Annotated in this window: 17 protein-coding genes; 11 read left to right on the forward strand and 6 right to left on the reverse strand. The window is 47.8% G+C overall.

Translation table 11 applies throughout. The annotated features are described in order from the left end of the window. Positions 1–601, reverse strand: a 601-nt coding sequence (pyrE, locus tag BN93_RS01575) for an orotate phosphoribosyltransferase (RefSeq protein WP_019186600.1), incomplete at its 3' end; no start/stop codon positions are given. 323 nt (positions 602–924) lie between these two features. Here pyrE and BN93_RS01580 point away from each other — a divergent pair. The 6 genes from BN93_RS01580 (at position 925) to BN93_RS01600 (ending at position 8,420) form a co-directional block, all read left to right on the forward strand. Then, on the forward strand, positions 925–3,570 hold the full coding sequence (locus BN93_RS01580; protein WP_232211066.1) for a carboxypeptidase regulatory-like domain-containing protein: 2,646 nt from the start codon (positions 925–927) through the stop codon (positions 3,568–3,570). A gap of 48 nt (positions 3,571–3,618) precedes the next feature. Further along, positions 3,619–3,876 (forward strand): hypothetical protein, encoded by a 258-nt coding sequence (locus BN93_RS18330; RefSeq protein WP_232211067.1) that lies wholly within the window; start codon positions 3,619–3,621, stop codon positions 3,874–3,876. Further along, complete coding sequence (locus tag BN93_RS18335) at positions 3,873–4,337, forward strand: GLPGLI family protein (protein ID WP_019186603.1); 465 nt, start codon at positions 3,873–3,875, stop codon at positions 4,335–4,337. The genes BN93_RS18330 and BN93_RS18335 overlap by 4 nt, the downstream gene beginning before the upstream one ends. Before the next feature lie 213 nt (positions 4,338–4,550). Continuing rightward, the gene (gene argS / locus BN93_RS01590; RefSeq protein WP_019186604.1) at positions 4,551–6,587 is read left to right on the forward strand and encodes an arginine--tRNA ligase; all 2,037 of its coding nucleotides are present in this window, start codon (positions 4,551–4,553) and stop codon (positions 6,585–6,587) included. A 3-nt stretch (positions 6,588–6,590) separates the two neighbouring features. Beyond that, entirely contained in the window at positions 6,591–7,061 is a 471-nt protein-coding gene (locus tag BN93_RS01595) for an RNase H family protein (protein ID WP_019186605.1), read from the forward strand. Between the two features lie 108 nt (positions 7,062–7,169). Beyond that, positions 7,170–8,420 carry an alginate export family protein gene (locus tag BN93_RS01600; protein ID WP_044259544.1) on the forward strand — a complete coding sequence of 417 codons (1,251 nt, stop codon included), beginning with the start codon at positions 7,170–7,172 and terminating at the stop codon, positions 8,418–8,420. Between the two features lie 883 nt (positions 8,421–9,303). On the opposite strand, the gene BN93_RS01605 is transcribed toward BN93_RS01600, so the two are convergent. The 5 genes from BN93_RS01605 to ribD all read right to left on the reverse strand — a co-directional run bounded on the left by BN93_RS01605 (position 9,304) and on the right by ribD (position 13,927). Next, the gene (locus BN93_RS01605) at positions 9,304–9,714 is read right to left on the reverse strand and encodes a type II toxin-antitoxin system HicB family antitoxin (RefSeq protein WP_019186607.1); all 411 of its coding nucleotides are present in this window, start codon (positions 9,712–9,714) and stop codon (positions 9,304–9,306) included. Positions 9,715–10,001: 287 nt separating this feature from the next. Next, positions 10,002–10,166, reverse strand: a complete 165-nt coding sequence (locus BN93_RS16410) for a type II toxin-antitoxin system HicA family toxin (RefSeq protein WP_019186608.1) — start codon at positions 10,164–10,166, stop codon at positions 10,002–10,004. A gap of 744 nt (positions 10,167–10,910) precedes the next feature. After that, entirely contained in the window at positions 10,911–11,084 is a 174-nt protein-coding gene (locus tag BN93_RS17280; RefSeq protein WP_019186609.1) for a hypothetical protein, read from the reverse strand. Between the two features lie 1,058 nt (positions 11,085–12,142). After that, positions 12,143–12,751, reverse strand: coding sequence for a hypothetical protein (locus tag BN93_RS01615; RefSeq protein ID WP_019186612.1), 609 nt, complete (start codon positions 12,749–12,751; stop codon positions 12,143–12,145). A 129-nt stretch (positions 12,752–12,880) separates the two neighbouring features. Further along, a complete protein-coding gene (gene ribD / locus BN93_RS01620) occupies positions 12,881–13,927 on the reverse strand; it encodes a bifunctional diaminohydroxyphosphoribosylaminopyrimidine deaminase/5-amino-6-(5-phosphoribosylamino)uracil reductase RibD (protein ID WP_019186613.1) in 1,047 nt (348 codons plus the stop codon). Between the two features lie 21 nt (positions 13,928–13,948). Here ribD and prmC point away from each other — a divergent pair, with 21 nt between their 5' ends. The 5 genes from prmC to BN93_RS01645 all read left to right on the forward strand — a co-directional run. Then, positions 13,949–14,812: a peptide chain release factor N(5)-glutamine methyltransferase gene (prmC, locus tag BN93_RS01625; RefSeq protein ID WP_019186614.1), complete on the forward strand. Its 864-nt coding sequence runs from the start codon at positions 13,949–13,951 to the stop codon at positions 14,810–14,812. 300 nt (positions 14,813–15,112) lie between these two features. Continuing rightward, positions 15,113–15,601 (forward strand): regulatory protein RecX, encoded by a 489-nt coding sequence (locus BN93_RS01630; protein ID WP_019186615.1) that lies wholly within the window; start codon positions 15,113–15,115, stop codon positions 15,599–15,601. Further along, positions 15,576–16,292 carry a ComF family protein gene (locus BN93_RS01635; RefSeq protein WP_044259388.1) on the forward strand — a complete coding sequence of 239 codons (717 nt, stop codon included), beginning with the start codon at positions 15,576–15,578 and terminating at the stop codon, positions 16,290–16,292. The genes BN93_RS01630 and BN93_RS01635 overlap by 26 nt, the downstream gene beginning before the upstream one ends. A 264-nt stretch (positions 16,293–16,556) precedes the next feature. After that, a complete protein-coding gene (locus BN93_RS01640) occupies positions 16,557–17,171 on the forward strand; it encodes a TetR/AcrR family transcriptional regulator (RefSeq protein ID WP_019186617.1) in 615 nt (204 codons plus the stop codon). A 44-nt stretch (positions 17,172–17,215) separates the two neighbouring features. Beyond that, the coding region (locus tag BN93_RS01645; protein ID WP_044259391.1) for an efflux RND transporter permease subunit at positions 17,216–18,328 on the forward strand (1,113 nt) is incomplete at its 3' end.

Here is an 18,328-nt window from a genome sequence, read left to right on the forward strand (position 1 = left end):
ACTCGTTCAACAGCACCACATCTTCCTTGGCGATGTATCCCGTTTCAACGGCTTTTTGCACCACGTGTTCGTAATCGGTAAGTGTTACCAGTTTTACGTCGGCCGCTTTAAACGCGTCTTCGGCAACGGCGAACCCGTAAGTGTAGGCGGCAACCATGCCCACCACTTCGCAATCAGCCTTTCGGATAGCCTCGACAGCCTTCAAGCTGCTACCTCCTGTGGAGATGAGATCCTCGATAACTACCACCTTCTGACCCGCTTTCAGGTCGCCTTCAATCAGGTTTTCCAGTCCGTGGTCTTTGGGTTTGCTCCTTACATACACAAAAGGCAGTTGCAGCGCATCGGCCACTAGCGCGCCCTGAGCAATTGCTCCCGTGGCAACACCAGCCACAGCGTCGGCTTGTGGAAAGTGTTCGAGCACGGCATGTGCCAGTTCAAGCTTGATGAAACTGCGCAGCTGGGGGAACGATAGCGTGCGGCGATTGTCGCAATAGAAGGGCGATTTCCAGCCCGATGCCCATGTAAAGGGGTTGTTGGGTTGCAACTTAATGGCGTTAACCTGAAGCAGGCGTGCTGCAAAATCTTTCTTGATGTTGTCCATATCCTTGTGTGGGTTTATTGGTTTGCGGCAAAAAACCATCGTGGCAGCTCGGTGCAAGTTGCAACGTTGGCTTGTTGTTCCGTTATATATACTCTATATAATCATGTGCAAAGTTACGCTATTTATCCTATTGGGCAAAATTTATGCGGTGCGTTCTAGGGCATATAGTGGTGATATTAAGTGGTGATGGAGAATGTTAACGTTTTTTCTTTAATGGCATGACGAAACTTTTTTTACATTCTTTTCTGTGTTGGTTCGTTCGTTTTTCGTATCTTTGTAACCATCTACGAATACCTAAAACCCCAATGGCGCTTATGTTAAGAATGCCAACGACAATATGTTTTCAGGCCAAATTGTTAACAACAAGGCTTATTTTCGCACTGCTGATGCTGTGCGGAGCGGTAGCAGTGCATGCCCAAAACATTGTTGAAGGGACGGTTCTGACCGATTCGCTCAGCCCCAACGCCCGCTGCACCGTAACCCTTTACGATAAAGACGATAAGCAATGGCAAGCTTTGGCTTGCGACGAAAAGGGGAAATTCCGCATAGAGAACGTGCCGAATGGCCCACTTCGCGTGGAGGCGAAGGCCATTGGGCATGTGGCGCAGAGCAAGAAAGTGTTTCTCTTTGGAAACACAAAGATGCAGGTAGACTTCACGTTGAAGTCGGAGGCCATCAACTTGAAAGAGGTAGAGGTGAAGTCGAGCCCAATGATTGTGAACGGCGATACCACTACTTACATCGTATCGAGGTTTACAACAGGGCGCGAAAAGGTGCTGAAAGACGTGGTGAACAACCTTCCCGGCGTGCGATACGACGAGAGAGACAACTCGCTAACCGTAAACGGCAAGCGCGTGAGCAAGGTGTTGGTGCAGGGCGAAGACCTCTATCAAGGCAATGTGTCTACGCCGATGGAGAACCTTCCCGCATCGGGTGTAGATAACTTGAAGGTTATCGACAACTATTCGGAGTACAATGTGTTCTCTGGTTTCAAGAGTAGTAACCAAACGGTGGTGGACCTTTCGATGAATAAGAGCATGCACGGGCGACTTAAAGGACAGGCCGAGGCACAGGGCGGACTGCTAAATAAGGTGATGACGAAGGGGTCGGGCATGCTGCTGGGCAAGCGAATGATGGGCAATATCATCGTGGGAGGCAACAATACTGGCGATAAACTGATACAGCCTGCCGACATCGTGAACATGAACGGCGGGTGGAGCGAAATGCTTTCGGGCGATGACCCGATGGCTAGCATGCGTAAGACGTTTACCGATTATGCCATGATGCTGGACTATCGCGAGAACGTTTACCGCCGCAACAATGGGTTGGTGTCGCTTAATACGGTGTCGACACCTGGCAAAAACATGAAGATTTTGTGGAACGGAATGGTGGGAGCCGACCGTTATCGCATGAAAAGCACCGACCATTACGCCTATCATGGCGGACTGGCATACACCGATTCTACACTCGAACTGCAAGATAAACGCCACTTCTTGTCTAATATCAAGTTCAAATTGGCCAACCAAAAGAACATGGAACTGACGTTAACCAACCGCAGTTACTTTGGAACGACCGAAGGAAATACCGACCGACAGCTGCAAAGTGTTGGCCTTAACGAACAGACGAAAGGGCGATTGGCCACGATAAACAACGCTTTGGTGTGGCTTTATCGGCATGGGAAGAACGTGTTTAGCTACAAGGCCGACCTTAACTTCTTGTTCAGTAACAACCGTTACGACTTTTCTTCGCAACCAACGCCGCTCTTTAAGTCGCCCGCTTTGCATTCGGAAATGAACATACGCAGGCTTGAATTTACGGGTTCGGCACAGTATGTACGTAGGTTTGCCGACGCCTACTTTTTGCGAATAGCCTTGCGCCACGGCCTAGAAACCTTCTCTACCACCGTAAAGGGCGACAGCGTGGGCATGGACAACCCTGCTTTGAAGATGCCTTATCGCTTTTACGACAACGGCGCAGAGTTGAGTTTGAATAAAGATCAGGGTAAGTTTAGGTTCGGTGTGGGCGGCATATTCCATCATTTCAGCCTGCATTCGTCGCGCCCCTTGTCGTTCGGTGTCTCGCCAAAGATGGCCGTTTCGCCGTTGTTCAACATCAGTTATCGTGTTAGTATGATGCATTACGTTGAACTTCGACTTAAAAGCACGTACCAATTGATGGGTGCTGGCGCGGTGTTCGATGGCCCTTACATTGCCGATTTCAGGCGTGTGAGTTATGTGCAGATAGAAAATGCGCTCGCACATACCACCGAACTCACGGCGATGCAGGCGTATGCCAACCTCTTTAAGGGCATAACCCTATTTAATATGGTGTCGCTAAGCTACAACCACAACGCCTTGGCCTACGATTACAGCATGGCCGACGGGTTGGTTTCGCATGTCGTCAGTCGCAATGCATCGGGTGGAAAGGGGCTTAGTCTGGCCTCGATGATGGAGAAAAAGCTAATAAGCACGCCGCTTAACTTCCGTCTTTACGGCGGATTGAGCCTTGCGCGCTCGCCATTCTTCTACCAAGGCGTGGCGCAAACGTCGGATAGTAGGTCGTTCAACGTCAACCTTAACGTCAAAACCTACTTCAAACGTGGGTTCAATGGCGAACTGTTCGCTGCCGCAACATGGGCAAACGATAAGAGCAAGCTGCTGCGTTCGCACCAAAACGATTATCGTTTGGAGGGCGAATTGGGCTATATCGCCAACAAATGGCAAGCATCGGTGAGGCTGGGACAGCGTTGGCGCAAGGTAAGTGGCAGCGGAACAGACTATACGGTCCTGCGGTTTGGCATGGAATACGACCTTAACAAGCACATTCGCTTAAAGGCATCGGCGCAAGACATGCTCAATCTGAGGGAACGACTGATGCAAGAACGCGTGGTGGATAACTACTACGTTAGCACACGTAACATCCATTACATGCCCGGAAGCGTGATGATTGGGGCAATGGTTACCTTCTAAGTAGTACCCCAAACGGTAGATTTACATAACACTTAAACAGATAAACGTATGAAAAGAATCCTATTATCTCTCGCCGCAATGCTGTTTGCGGCCATACCTATTGCAGTTAACGCCCAACAACTAACCGTTGAATACGAAACGCGCGTTAATGCAAATTCGCCCGATGCAATGAAAGAATCGGGTCTGCCCGACGAGATGCGCAAAGCATTGATTAGTGCGGTGGCCGATGTTAAGGCTTACTACATCATGTGTATAGACGGCGGACAGGTTGAAGGTCGCGCGCAAGCAGCGAAGGAAAACAAATGATAACTTTCATGGGACAAACCATTGATGCCAACGAGTTTGTGAAAAATCAGCTCGAAAACATCATATACTACAACAAAGATACCAAAAGAAAGGTGTCGAAAGTGGTGGTGATGGGCAAGCATTATTTGTTGGTAGACCCATTAAAGCCCGATACCTTCGACGTAAAACCCAATGAAAAGAAAGACATCTTGGGCTACGAGTGCGTGAAGGCGGTAAGCAAAGACGGCAAGCAAACCATTTGGTTTACCAAGCATATCCCCGTAGATGCTGGGCCTTTGTACACGGATGTGGGCGGATTGATACTCGAAGCCGAACTGAAAGACCAAATCTTCGTGGCCAAGAAAATCTCGATGAGCGTAGACCACGCCTTGAAAGAACCCACGGGAGGCGAAGAAATGACCGAAAAGGCCTTTAAGGAGAAGATGCAAAAGTATGTGGAAATGATGCGTAGGGGCCAGTAAAGGCCAAACCATAGCCAGGCGATGCAAGTGCAAAGCCTGGCCTTTGATGTCTTTCTTATCAAAGGAGGGCTGGCTTTTCATGCCCGTATTGCACGCTTAGTTCTCCTTGATTAACAAGTTCTTCTAACATTACTTGCCATCCATAGCCTGCTTAAAACCCAAAAAAAATCACTACCTTTGCATCTGCTTACAGAAAAATCGAAACAGAACAGCATGAATATTGAAAGCGAGATAATAGCAACCGTGGTGCAAGCGGTGAAAGAATGTTTTGGCCAAGACGTGCCAACAACGATGGTTCAGTTGCAAAAGACAAAGGCCGAGTTTGAGGGAAACCTCACGCTCGTGGTGTTCCCTTTCCTTAAATTGTCGAGGCTGAAACCCGAAGACACCGCCCAACAGCTGGGCGATTATCTGGCACAGCACTGCAAAGTGGTGCAAAGTTTCAACGTGGTGAAGGGTTTTCTCAACCTCACCATTGCACCGGCGGCGTGGATTAGCTTGCTCAACCGCATCGACAGCGAACCTCGTTTTGGCGAAAAGGCCGTTAACGAGCAGTCGCCACTCGTGATGATAGAGTATTCTTCGCCCAATACCAACAAGCCTTTGCACCTCGGACACGTGCGAAACAACCTCCTCGGCTGGTCGTTGGCCCAGATCATGGAGGCCAACGGCAACCGCGTTGTGAAGACAAACATCGTTAACGACCGCGGAATACACATCTGCAAGTCGATGTTGGCCTGGAAAAAGTGGGGCAACGGCGCTACTCCCGAAAGCACGGGAAAGAAGGGCGACCACCTTGTGGGGGATTTATATGTTGAGTTTAACAAAAAACAAAAGCGACAAGAGAAAACTTTCCGCTACAAATGGACAAATGGTAATCCTCCATCTAATTTTAAAAGAGTCGTAAATCCTACGTTGTATAAAAACACATATCGTAGTGTATGGGCCATAATTGAAACTAAAATGCAGAATGAAGAGTATAGGTTTTCTGACGATTATGGCTATGGAATGAACAAAATCATTCAAGAATTAGATAGATATCCAATGTGGTTACGTTTAGAAAAACAAGGCTATAAACCCAAAACGATAGGCATCCTAAAGCAAAAATGCAAAGAAAAAATAAGGGGTCAGATAAAAAGGAGTTTCTTGTATCAGGCTCAACGTTTGCTTGTGCGCTGGGAACAGGGCGACGAAGAGGTGCGCGCACTGTGGAAAAAGATGAACGATTGGGTGTATCAAGGTTTCGACGAAACCTATAAAGCGATGGGCGTTGGTTTCGATAAGATATATTATGAGTCGGAAACCTACCTCGAAGGCAAGGCCAAAGTCGAAGAAGGACTGGCCAAAGGGCTGTTCTTCCGCAAGCCCGATGGCAGTGTTTGGGCAGACCTTAGCAACGAAGGACTCGACCAAAAGCTGTTGCTCAGAGCCGACGGCACAAGTGTCTACATGACCCAAGACATCGGAACGGCCGACCTCCGCTTTAAGGATTACCCCATCGACAAGATGATTTACGTGGTGGGTAACGAGCAAAACTACCATTTCCAAGTGCTTTCCATCCTGCTCGACAGACTGGGTTTTAAGTGGGGAAAAGAGTTGGTTCACTTCTCTTACGGCATGGTTGAACTGCCTAACGGCAAGATGAAAAGTCGTGAAGGTACGGTGGTTGATGCCGACGACTTGATGGAAGAGATGGTTTCTGCCGCTCGCCGCACCAGCGAAGAGTTGGGTAAGTTTGCCGATATGACCGAGAACGAGCGCAACGACATTGCTCGCATCGTGGGCATGGGTGCGCTAAAATACTTTATCCTTAAAGTAGACGCGCGCAAAAACATGCTCTTCAATCCCGAAGAAAGCATCGACTTCAACGGCAATACAGGCCCATTCATACAATATACATACGCCCGCATACGCAGCATTATGCGTAAAGCCGAGGCCGAAGGCATTGTTCTGCCCAGCGTTTTGCCCAACACGCTGCCCCTAAACGAGAAAGAAGTGCAGCTTATCCAAAAGCTCAACAGCTTTGAAACGGTGGTAGAACAGGCAGGAAAGGACTACAGTCCCAGTGGCATAGCCAACTATTGCTACGAGTTGACCAAAGACTTTAACCAGTTCTACCACGATTACAGCATCCTCAACGCCGAGAGTGCCGAGGCCAAAACACTGCGTTTGGCATTAGCAAAGAACGTGGCCAAGACCATTAAGAACGGCATGCAGCTGTTGGGCATCGAGGTTCCAGAGAGAATGTAAGTCATGGCATCGCAACTCGTTAACCCGCCATCGCACCGCACCGACACCGTGTTACCGCTGCCCGCAGAGGTAAAAGCCAACGCATGGGCGGTGGATGCGGCTTGTTCGGGCAACCCCGGACCGATGGAATACCAAGGTGTCGACCTGCAAACGGGCTATCCCGTGTTCCACTTTGGCCCAGTACACGGCACCAATAACATCGGCGAATTTCTCGGCATTGTTCATGCTTTGGCCTTAATGCAGCGGCAGGGCATAACCGATAAGGTGATATATTCCGACAGTTATAATGCCATACTGTGGGTACGAAAAAAGAAATGCAAAACCAAATTGGAGCGCAACGCCAAAACCGAATCGCTTTTTCAAGTGATAGAAAGGGCCGAACGGTGGCTGCAAAATCATGAGATTAATACACAAGTAATTAAATGGGAAACCTCTAAATGGGGAGAAATACCTGCGGATTTCGGGCGAAAGTGAAAACTTTCGCCCTTTTTTTGATAATTGTTAGCTTTTTTCTTGGTGGTATGTTCTTTTCTTTTTACTTTTGCGGAGTAAAAAATAATTAAGAACTTAAATGCTTTGGAAATGAAAAAGACTTTTATCGCATTGTCATTACTTGCCATGCCTACCATGATGTGGGCACAAGGCGATAACGAGATTAACATCGACGCGCAGGTACGTGCGCGCGCTGAATATCGCAACGGTTATATGCAGTTACGCCCCAAAAGCGCACAACCGGCATCGTTCATCGAAGAGCGTGCTAGGCTTGGAGTGGGTTTCGAACGTGGCGACGGGCTTAGTGCCAAGCTCTCTGTTCAACAGATTGGTGTTTGGGGACAGTACATGCAGATTGAAAGTAAAGGTGAAATCATGATGAACGAGGCCTGGGGACAGTATAAGTTCGGTGATGGTTTCTTCGCTAAATTGGGTCGTCAAATCCTCTCTTACGATGATGAGCGCATCTTCGGTGCACTCGATTGGAACGTAGCCGGCAGAAGTCACGATGCCTTAAAGCTGGGTTACGAGAACGATATGCACAAGCTGCACCTTATCTTGGCATACAACCAAAGTGGAGAGAACTTGCTTGGAACAAAGTTTGCACCTGGCCAACCCTACAAACACATGCAAACCTTCTGGTACCACTATGGGAACGAGGACAACCCATTCGGCATTTCTGCTTTGCTTTCTAACTTAGGTTGGGAGTATGGACCTGGAGCTGAGGGTGATACGAAGTACATGCAAACCCTCGGCACCTATGTTACTTATCGCCCCGAAAAGCTCGACTTGCAGGCTTCTGCTTACTATCAAATGGGTAAACGCCCAACAGGCGACACGAAAGTTTCTGCTTGGATGGCTAGCGTTAACGCAGGTTTCATGCCCAACGAGCAATGGAAGTTTAACTTGGGCTATGATTATCTGAGTGGTGAAGACGGAAAGGGAGACACTTATAACGCCTTTGATCCCCTTTATGGCACGCATCATAAGTTCTATGGAGCAATGGACTACTTCTATGTAAGAGAACATCGTAGCCTTGGCTTGCAAGACATTCAGCTGGGTGTTACCTTTACGCCTACTGAAAAGCTTGCATTGAAAGCTAACGGACACTATTTCATGGATGCAGTGAAGACGGACGGCAAGGACCAAGGTCTTGGTGGAGAAGTTGACCTGCAACTCGACTATGAGATAACGCAAGACGTGAAACTGACAGTTGGTTACTCCACTATGTTGGCAACGAAGGGTTTGGATGTTGTTAATGGAGAAAACTACAAGCGTTGGCAAGACTGGGCTTTTGTTTCGCTCAACATCAACCCCCGTATCCTCTCGTTTAAGTGGTAATAGTTGCTTAACGTGTAGCATACTCTGTCTGCAATGTGCCTAAATGGTGCATAGCAAGGCATGGTGCAGCGAATAAACGCAGATAACTACATCGCGATAATATTTTATTAAACGCCACCATCATATATTTTGTTGGTTTACTGCTAGTAGGTAAACGAGCAAAAGATATGGTAGTGGCGTTTTGTTGTTTTATGGGTTGGTGCTATAGTAAAAAGGTGAAAAGGTGAAAAGGTGAAAGGGTGAAAAGGTGAAAGGGTGAAAAGGTGAAAGGGTGAAAGGGTGAAAGGGTGAAAGGGTGAAAGGGTGAAAGGGTGAAAAGATGAAAAGGTGAAAGGGTGAAAAGGTGAAAAGGTGAAAAGGTGAAAGGGTGAAAGGGTGAAAAGGTGAAAGGGTGAAAGGGTGAAAAGGTGAAAAGGTGAAAGGGTGAAAAGATGGCTGCGCCCACCAATCTTGTTAACTTGTTAGTTCATCAACTGGTTAACCTGTTAGCTCGTCAATTGGTTAACTTGTTAGCTCGTCAACTGGTTAACTTGTCAATGTGTTGTCAAACAGAATTGGATTTGTAACGACATAGTGTGCATCGTAAACCAACAAGAAGTGATCCTCTTCCTCTGCGTAAGGTTGTATTTTCCTTTTCACCTTTTCAATTTTTCACCCTTTCATCTTTAAAGGGCGCAGCCATTTTTTCACCTTTTCACCCTTTCACCTTTAAAGGACGCATCCATTTTTTCACCTTTTCACTTTTTCACCCTTTCATCTTTAAAGGGCGCAGCCATTTTTTCACTTTTTCACCCTTTCACCTTTAAAGGGCGCAGCCATTTTTTCACCTTTTCACCCTTTCACCTTTACAAGCCTGGCTTTGTAGCAATCGTTGTGTTGGGGGTTATACAATGCCAATAAGTCTGCGGCCAATCTTGTGTAATCCCTCAACGATACGTTGTCTTTGTTGTGGTCGAGCCTTTTTAAGGCCGTTTGCATAATGGCTCAATTGCCTCTCGTTCACCCCAGAGGCGCGCGATATGGCTGCAAGACTAGCGTATGGCTCGCATGAACGAAGAAGGGCGGCCGTGTCTAAATGGTAGTCAAATTCGTATTCGCCATTACGCAACCATAGGGGTACGTCTTCGCCGTCTGCAATCATTCCCGCGATATGAAACCGCAATGTTGCAGCTATTTCTTTTATCAGTTCGTCGTAAGTCTTAGCTGTAAGCACAACGCTACCAGGTACATTGTCGCCTAAGCTGGCACCAAAGTTGTGGTCGTACCATTCTATATTTACTTTAATTCTTTCCATAAATGCTGCTGTTTAATGTATTTTGGCTAGTGCATAGGTTATGCAAAGCAGGGAGATTTTTTATTTCCACCCAGCCTATTTCCAAATGCTGTTTAACAAGAACTGGCTTAAACCCCAATCGGTTGTTAGACCGTTTACTAAATTTTTAGGTTATTTCCGTCGCCTCCTGTTCATCTTTCGTTTGCTTGTCGGCATCTTGCCTGTCTTATTCTCTTGACGTAGCCCGCTACGCCTTCAAGAATAAGACAGGCAAGATGCTCAACAACCAAACAAAATCTGCACAGGCTCTAACAACCGATTTGGCTCAAATCATCGCTAGCCTTACCTCTTATCGTTACTTTCCCTTTCTTTGTAGGATGTTTAAATTGTCGATGGTCGCCCTTTGTGGTGCAGAGCACCCAGCCGTCTGTTTCCAACATCTTGATAACTTCCTTAACCTTATACCTCTTCATCTGTGTTGCATGTTATTATCAGGCAATACAAAAGTAGTAAAAATAATGCTGATCTACAAGCTAATGTCAAAAGAAAAGTTCCAGTGTGTTGTTTAAGCCCAATCGTCCGTTTAGATGTTTCTGAAAACAATGTGGTGCGAAACGGCACGATAAAAAGACAAACATCGTGTCGTAATCTGTCTGCCATCTTTGTTATGTTAACATAAGATAGCCAATCTCTCTCTCGTGCGGAGTGTAGAACGGAACAACCCTCTGGCTTATGAACACACGAAAACCCAACTCCCGAATACATCAACGCGCCAACTTACAAACTCAAGAACTCATCAGCTTACAGAATCAAGAACTCATCAACTTATAAACTCAAGAACTCTTCGGCTTACAAAATCAAGACCCCATAAACTTACAAACTCATCAACTTACAAAAAATAACAGCCCATAAACTTATAAAACTCTTCAATTCACAAACTCATAATCTCACCAACTCGAAACCTTAAATTCTTATTATTTATTTTACAATGTCGCTCCAAATTTCACTCCGTTCTAGCGCAAATTTAGGCTAAAAAGTAGGTAAATGGCCACAAATAATGGCCTTTTACGTCTTCCGATATGTCCGTTTTAAAGAAAAGGACCTGCATTTTGCACCATTTTGCCTTTCTAGATTGGTTGCCAACCCATGATTTTTGCAGTCCAAAAACCTACTTTTAGGCCCCAAAAACCCACTTTTTAACGACCATTTTGCCATTTTTAGCCCAGTATTTCATGGTTATTAAAGGTTTTGTTTATACAAATGTAGCGTATTTTTATACTTTTCGCCTTGCGTTTAGCACCATTTTGCACTGCGTTTTGCACCATTTTACCTTGCGTTTTGCACCAAAACGCACTGCATTTAGCACCAAAACGCAATGCATTTTGCACCATATTGCACTGCGTTTAGCGGCATATTGCACTATATTGTGCCGAAAACAGCTAGAAAAACGGTGCAAATGGCGTTCTCTTGGAATAAATATCCATTTTACATCATTCATAGACTAACGCCTTTTTGCATCAAACCAACCTTCGCGAGAATCGATTTTTTGCGACAAGGTAGACGGTTGGTGAGCAAAAAGGGCGCTTATAATGTTAAATTTCTTACTGAAAAGTTGACAGGGTTTCGGGTTGACCAGTTGACCAGTTAACTAGTTAACAAGTTGACGAGATGACAAGTTGACGAGTTGACGAGTTAACGAGTTGATGAGTTGATGAGTTGATGAGATGGCAAGTTGACGAGTTGACGAGCGTGTTGGTTCGGGAATTTATGAGCAGGGGAGTTGGGAGAGTTTGTGTGCAGACGGGTTTGTGAGTTGACATGAGTTGTCGTCCACCCCGTACAAGCCATTTGGCTTAACTCTTTATAGTCAGGCAGAATTGCTTTTGGAAAATAGTTGTTGGGAGGATGCAAGACGTGCGTAGCGTGGCATCGACAAGCCCTTACGCAGAGGAAACGGAGCACTTTTGTTTGCTTGCGATGCACCTATGGCTTTCCAAAGGCAATGCTGTTTCACTTTAACTCAAATTGGTTCGTTAGGAAAATTCGCTTTCGTCTTACCCAAAGAAACGTCGAAAACACGCAAATAGTTAGCTAGCCATACGCATTTCATGCCACAGAAGAATATCTTTGTAACTGTTTGCTTGTGCAAATCTCTAATGAATCGATTGGGGTTTAACTCCGCCACTCCTCTTCAACAAATTTGTGAGTTCATTCCTTTTCAAGGCATAACCATGTTTTGTCGCAGGCAGATAGGGCAGAACTTCGGGGGGGGGTATCGTGTCTTTGAGCGGTATTTCGTGCTTGAATAATGAGTGTTTATCCTGGTTTTACTGCACAAAGATGATAAACTACGCTCAATTTATTGCTTTAATTTCTTTTCCTTTCATTTCTCAGCCAGATTGTTTTTTGTTTGTACTTTCCTCCACCCTTACGGCGAGAATAGCGTTTGTTATTGTGGCAAAAGCTTGCCGATAAATGGTTTTACCACATCACGATATAAGGCCTCGCGGTAGGTTTCTGCTGATAATCCGTTCCATTCCGTTTTCCACATGGGCGTAAAAATGATGATGTAGATGCAGTTATCAACGAGGAAGGTTGTGCCAAATGCAGGTCCGATATATTCTTTTAGCATGAACCAACCTGTATGAGAAAGGCTGATTTTCCACCTCTTATCTGCTGACTTCACGGCAAGGATGGTCATCGGTTCCTGCTTACCGTCGTTTTTGCTCACCTCTATGTCCTTTATTATAATGGACAGTGGGTGGGTGAAGAGTTTGCTATCCACCTTTTCCAACGATGAGGTAACCAAGTGCCTATCTCCCTCGCAGCCTTTCGGAGGCCTGAAAGTCTTGCCCGTCCAATGTAGTTTGATGTCGTTTTTGGCGGATATAATCTGATAGCGGAGTGCTTGTTGGCGCATCATCGAGTCTGTTAGCCAACCGTGTTGACCCAGATCTAGAGGTCGCACAGTTTGTGCGAGGCATGGCGACGACACGCGTGCAAATAGCACGGCGCACAAAGTTAGCCGTTTAAGACGTATGGTAAAGGCGTTTTTCATCTGGGGTAAAGTTATGGATTTTAATAGTCGTCGAGTATGATTTTGCCATAATAGTCGGGCCTTAAATAGTAGTCTGTGTGTTCTATGCCAGACGAACGGGCTTCGCGAAAGGCCTATCACCTCACTGCATTATAAACTAGCATACTCATGAACAAACTCTTCTAGCACATTGCCATCGTATGTTTCCTGCTTTATCAGTTGGAATTTAGGCGGAATGGCAACGGCCCTAGTGCCATCGTAGACGGTGAAAGGGGCCGTTTCGCGATGTATTTCGTCGCAACAATTGGCATCGATAAAGGCTTGATGCACAATGGCACCACCCTCAACGATGAGCGTTTGCACGTTGTCTTGGTACAGCTGTGCGAGCAATTGGGTGATGGGTTGATGCCGATGCAGCACAAGGCGGCGCGGATTTTCGCCCCACCAATGGCGCGTATTCAGTGCAGGATGTTCGCGTTCGTCGGTGGTTTTGCCCACCAAAATGGCATCGCACTCCGCCCTTAGCTTATGCGACAGCATTTGGGTGAAGGGCGTAGATATGGTTAAGGCGTGGAAATGGTCGTCGATAAAGCCGTTGGTGGTTTGCGCCCACTTCATGATTACGTACGGACGTTGCTCGCGTTGAAACACAATGAAACGGCGATTAAGTGCCAAACACGCTTTTTCGAGTACCCCCACGACCACCTCGATACCTGCTTGGCGCAGTTTTTCGATGCCTCGTCCCTGCACTTTGGAAAAGGGGTCGACACATCCCACCACCACACGCGGCACGCCTTTGCGGATGATAAGGTCGGCACAGGGGGGCGTTTTGCCGTAATGCGAACAGGGTTCGAGACTTACATAAAGCGTGGAGTGGGGCAGAAAAGGTTCGTCTTCGGGTCTAATGGCGGCAAAAGCGTTCACCTCTGCATGGCCTTCGCCACAGTGAATGTGGTAGCCTTCGCCGATAATGCGGTCGTTATGCACGATTACCGCCCCCACCATCGGATTGGGCTTAGCCCCCAGCAGTCCGCAACGAGCCAGTTGTAAGCATCGGCGCATGTAGCGTTCGTCGGTGGCTTGGGTGGCAGTGGCGCGCGCTTGTGCCGTTGTCGGGCCCATGCTGCCGGGCGTCGGCGAGGCGTTTTCGGCTTGCGGCAACCATTTTTCCGTGTCGTTCACATTGCTTTTATCCATTTTTTTCTTATTTTTGCAGCCATGACCTACCCCGAATTGTGGCGCCGTTTGTTGCCCCTTTATGATGAAGGCGAGGCCAAGGCCATTGTAAGGATGGTGCTTGACGTCGGCTTTGGATTGTCGTTGGCCGATGTTTACGCAGGCAAAGTTACACAATTATCGCAAGACGATGACCACAGACTGCGCAAAATGATGGATAAATTGGTGCAAGGCGTGCCCGTGCAGTATGTGTTGGGGCGTGCCGACTTTGCGGGGCGCACGTTCGATGTGGCGCAAGGTGTGCTTATCCCACGACCAGAAACCGAGGAGTTGTGTGCCTGGATTGTGCAGACTTGCAGCAACTTGCCCGTCTGTGGCACGTCGCCCACGTTGTTAGATGTGGGTACGGGCAGTGGGTGTATCGCCACAACGCTGGCCCTCGACCTGCCTACGTGGCGCGTTTCGGCCATAGACATATCGCAAACGGCTCTCAACATCGCCGAACGAAACGCCCAAAAGCTGGGTGCGGAGGTGCGGTTCGTGCTGCAAGATGCGCTTTGCATGCCTCCCGATGTGGCTCTTTGGGATGTGATTGTTAGCAATCCGCCCTATATCATGCAGCGCGAGGCCCAACAGATGCAGCCCAACGTGTTGCAAAACGAGCCGCATTCGGCCCTTTTCGTGCCCAACGAAGAGCCGCTGTTGTTTTACGAAAGCATCGCCCGATATGGTTTGCATGCCCTGAAACGCGGCGGAAAGCTGTTTTTTGAGATTAATCCTTTATGCCATGAGGCGATGAAAAGGATGTTGGCCGATATGGGATGGCAGGCAATTGAAACGAGAAACGATGCCTTTGGTAAGCAACGAATGATGTCGGCGATAAGGCCAGAGGGGTTGAGAAGTTAAGGAGTTAAGGAGTTAAGGAGTTAAGGAGTTAAGCCAAATGCTTGGTTGCACAATGGCAATCTTTAAAGGTGAAAAATTGAAAAGGTGAAAGGGTGAAAAGGTGAAAAGGTGAAAAAATGGCTAACGCCACCAATGCAATTGGCTTAACTCCTTAACTCCATAACTCCTTTAACTCCTAATGGTGAAAAGATGGCTGCGCCTTATAACTTAACCACTCGTCAACTTGTCAACTTGTCAACTTGTCAACTCACCAACTCATAAACTTACCAACTCACCAACTTATCAACTAAATATTCAACAATGGAAGACAAACAAAAGCGAATAACAGAAGAACAGGCACGCACCCGTTTGGCCGCACTTTGCGCTAAGGCGGAGCATTGCACGGGAGAGATGCGCGAGAAAATGTGGCGTTGGGGCATTGCCGAAGACGCGCAACAACGTATCGTTGACTATCTTGTGACGAACAAGTATGTGGACGACGAGCGCTTTTGTCGTATGTTTGTGCGCGACAAGATTACCTATAACCGCTGGGGACGACGCAAGGTGGAACAGGCCTTGATGGCCAAACGCGTTTCGAGCGATGTGTATAAGCCGGTGTTAGACGAGGTGGAACCCGAAGACTTTACGGCTGTTTTGCGCCCATTGCTCGACAGTAAACGCCGCACTTTGAAAGCAACTACCGACTACGAACTGAACATGAAACTGATAAAGTTTGCCTTAGGTCGTGGTTTTGACATGGAAACCATTCGCAAATGCCTAACCGATGTCGACGAGTTTGCCGAAGATTAGCCTTTGGGCGCGCATCGTAAGCTTGCTCGCACCCCGCTCATGCGCCGTGTGTGGAACGCGACTTGAACCGCAGGAAGACATCGTGTGCGCCTGTTGTAACCTTCATCTGCCTAGAACTAACTACGCCCTGGCTCCCTACGACAACGAGATGGCACAGCTGTTTTGGGGCCGTGTGCCCATTGAACGGTGTGCCGCCCTGCTGCATTATCAGGCTGCCGCGCCTGCTAGTGCCTTGCTTTATAAACTGAAATACGGCAATCGTCCCGATATGGGCATAGAACTAGGACAGCTGATGGGTAAAGAATTGCTGCCAACAGGTTTCTTCGAAGGCATCGACTTCATTGTACCAGTGCCCTTGGCACGACAACGGCTGCGGCAAAGAGGCTATAATCAGAGCGAAATGTTGGCGCAAGGCATCGCACAAGTAACGGGCTTAAAGGTGAAACGTGGGCTTATTCGCCGTGTCGTGAACACCGAAACGCAAACCCACAAAGACCGTTGGGCGCGCACCGACAACGTTAATCAGGCCTTTAAGCTGGTGCAGAGGATGCCCGAAACGGGCTGCCATGTGCTTTTTGTGGACGATGTCGTTACCACAGGAGCCACCCTTTGTGCCTGTATGGGGTGCTTGAAGGACATTCCCAACGTAAAGATGAGCGTGCTGAGTGTGGGTGTTGCGCATACGCGGTGAGCGTGATTGGCGTACGAAAAGCCCCTTCACGTGCCTTTACCGAAATCAAAATACCGAATAATAGGTATTGTGAAGTTTCGCGAAAACGCGTAACTTTGTTGGCGAAAAGTGTAAAAATATGATTGACATGAAAAGACATATAGGGCTACAAGCAAGTTGCCTTTATCACAAAGCGCACTGTCTGGAACATCAGACAGTGCGCTTTTTTTGTGAACATAATCAAACATCGTTCTCTTTTAACGTACCTTTAAACCCACTGTCGATATGCAAGTGAAGAAAGATGATGTGCAGGGCAGGATTGTTTCCGTGGCCCATGAGGAATTTGTACGCAACGGAGTGAAGAGAACTTCCATGCGAACCATTGCCAAATTGTCGGGGGTGTCGTTGGGAAATATCTACAAGTACTTCGACAGTAAGGACAAACTGTTGTGCGCCGTGCTGGCCCCATTGCTTAAAGCATTAGACGAGTATTTGCTGTTTCACAACAACAGCGAGCACTTGGTGATAGACGACTTGTCGGTAGAGCAGATGCAAACGCAGATGATGAACAGGCTTTTAGACCTGATAGGGCGGTTTAGAACCGAACTGAAACTGCTTTTCTGCAACGCCGAAGGCACTTCGTTGGAGGGCTATCGTGAGCGGCTTACCGCCCAACAGGCGCAATTGGGCATGGAGTATCTGCAAATGTTGAAACAGAAATATCCCTGGTTGCATGTCGAGGTGTCGCCGTTCTTTATGCAAATTGTCTGTTCGATGTGGTCGAACGTTCTCTTTGAGATTGTGCGGCATGAAGGACTTACGGAGGCAGACATCACCAAATTCTTTGCCGAATACTTCGAATTCTCAACCGCAGGTTGGCGAAAACTGATGAAAGTGTAGGGCTCACAACCCCGTAAACTAAACAACAAATAAACTCAAATACAATGAAAATAGAAAGCGTAAACAAAAGTTTTAAGCGCGCTGCCATTTGTACACTCAGGCACAGGTGGCTGGTGTTGGCGGCCTTTGCGGCATTGATGGTCTTCTCTGTCGTGGGCACTAAGCGCATCGTAATGAAGACCTCGTTCGACGATTACTTTCTCGAAGACGACCCCGTGCTGGTTAAGACCAACGAGTTCAAGTCCATCTTCGGCAACGATTATTATGCGGCCGTGCTGGTTAAGAACAAAGATGTATTCTCGCATCGCAGCCTTTCGCTCATCCGAGAGCTGAGCAACGAACTGCTCGACAGCCTCTCGTATGCCGAAAAGATAACCTCGCTCACCGATTTAGAGTTCACCGTGGGCAACGATGAGGGGTTGGCCATCGAGCAAATAGTGCCCGACGAGATACCCACCAATGCCGATTCGTTGGCCGCCATTAGGCAACGGGCGTTCAGTAAGCCGCATTTGGCCCGCAAATTGGTGTCGAAAGACGGCACGATGACGTGGATAATGGTGAAGCTACGAACCTTTCCGCCCGAACAGGAATGGAAAAAGACCAGCAATACCTCGCCCGACATACTCACGGGAAAGGAACTGGCGCACATCATCAGCAAGCCCAAATATCGGGAATTGTCGCCCAACGCCTCGGGCATGCCTTATCTAACCCACGAAAAGGTAACCTTCTTGCAGGGCGAAATGGGCCGTTTGATGCTCTTCGCCTTCATCGCCTCCATCTTAATTATGTTTTTCGTAACGCGCTCGTTGCGCGGTGTGGTTGCGCCGTTGCTCACATCTGTGGTCGGCATCTTGTTGGGTTATGGCGTCATTGGCTGGGTGGGCATCTACGTAGACCAGCCCACCGTGATGATTGCCGTCATACTGGCATTCGCTTGTTCGATAGCCTATAACATCCACCTTTACAACTTCTTCAAAACCCGATTTGTGCAAACGGGGCGCCGGCGCACGTCTGTTGTCGAGGCCGTAGGCTCAACCGGCTGGGGCGTGTTGCTCTCCGGGCTTACCACCATCGCGGCAATGGCAACCTTCTTGGCCATGAAGATTGTGCCCATGCAGGCCATAGGGCTTAACACCTCGCTCTGTTTGCTGGGTGTT

Origin of the sequence: Prevotella conceptionensis 9403948 (genome assembly GCF_000312305.1) — a bacterium.
GTDB classification, from domain to species: Bacteria; Bacteroidota; Bacteroidia; order Bacteroidales; family Bacteroidaceae; genus Prevotella; species Prevotella conceptionensis.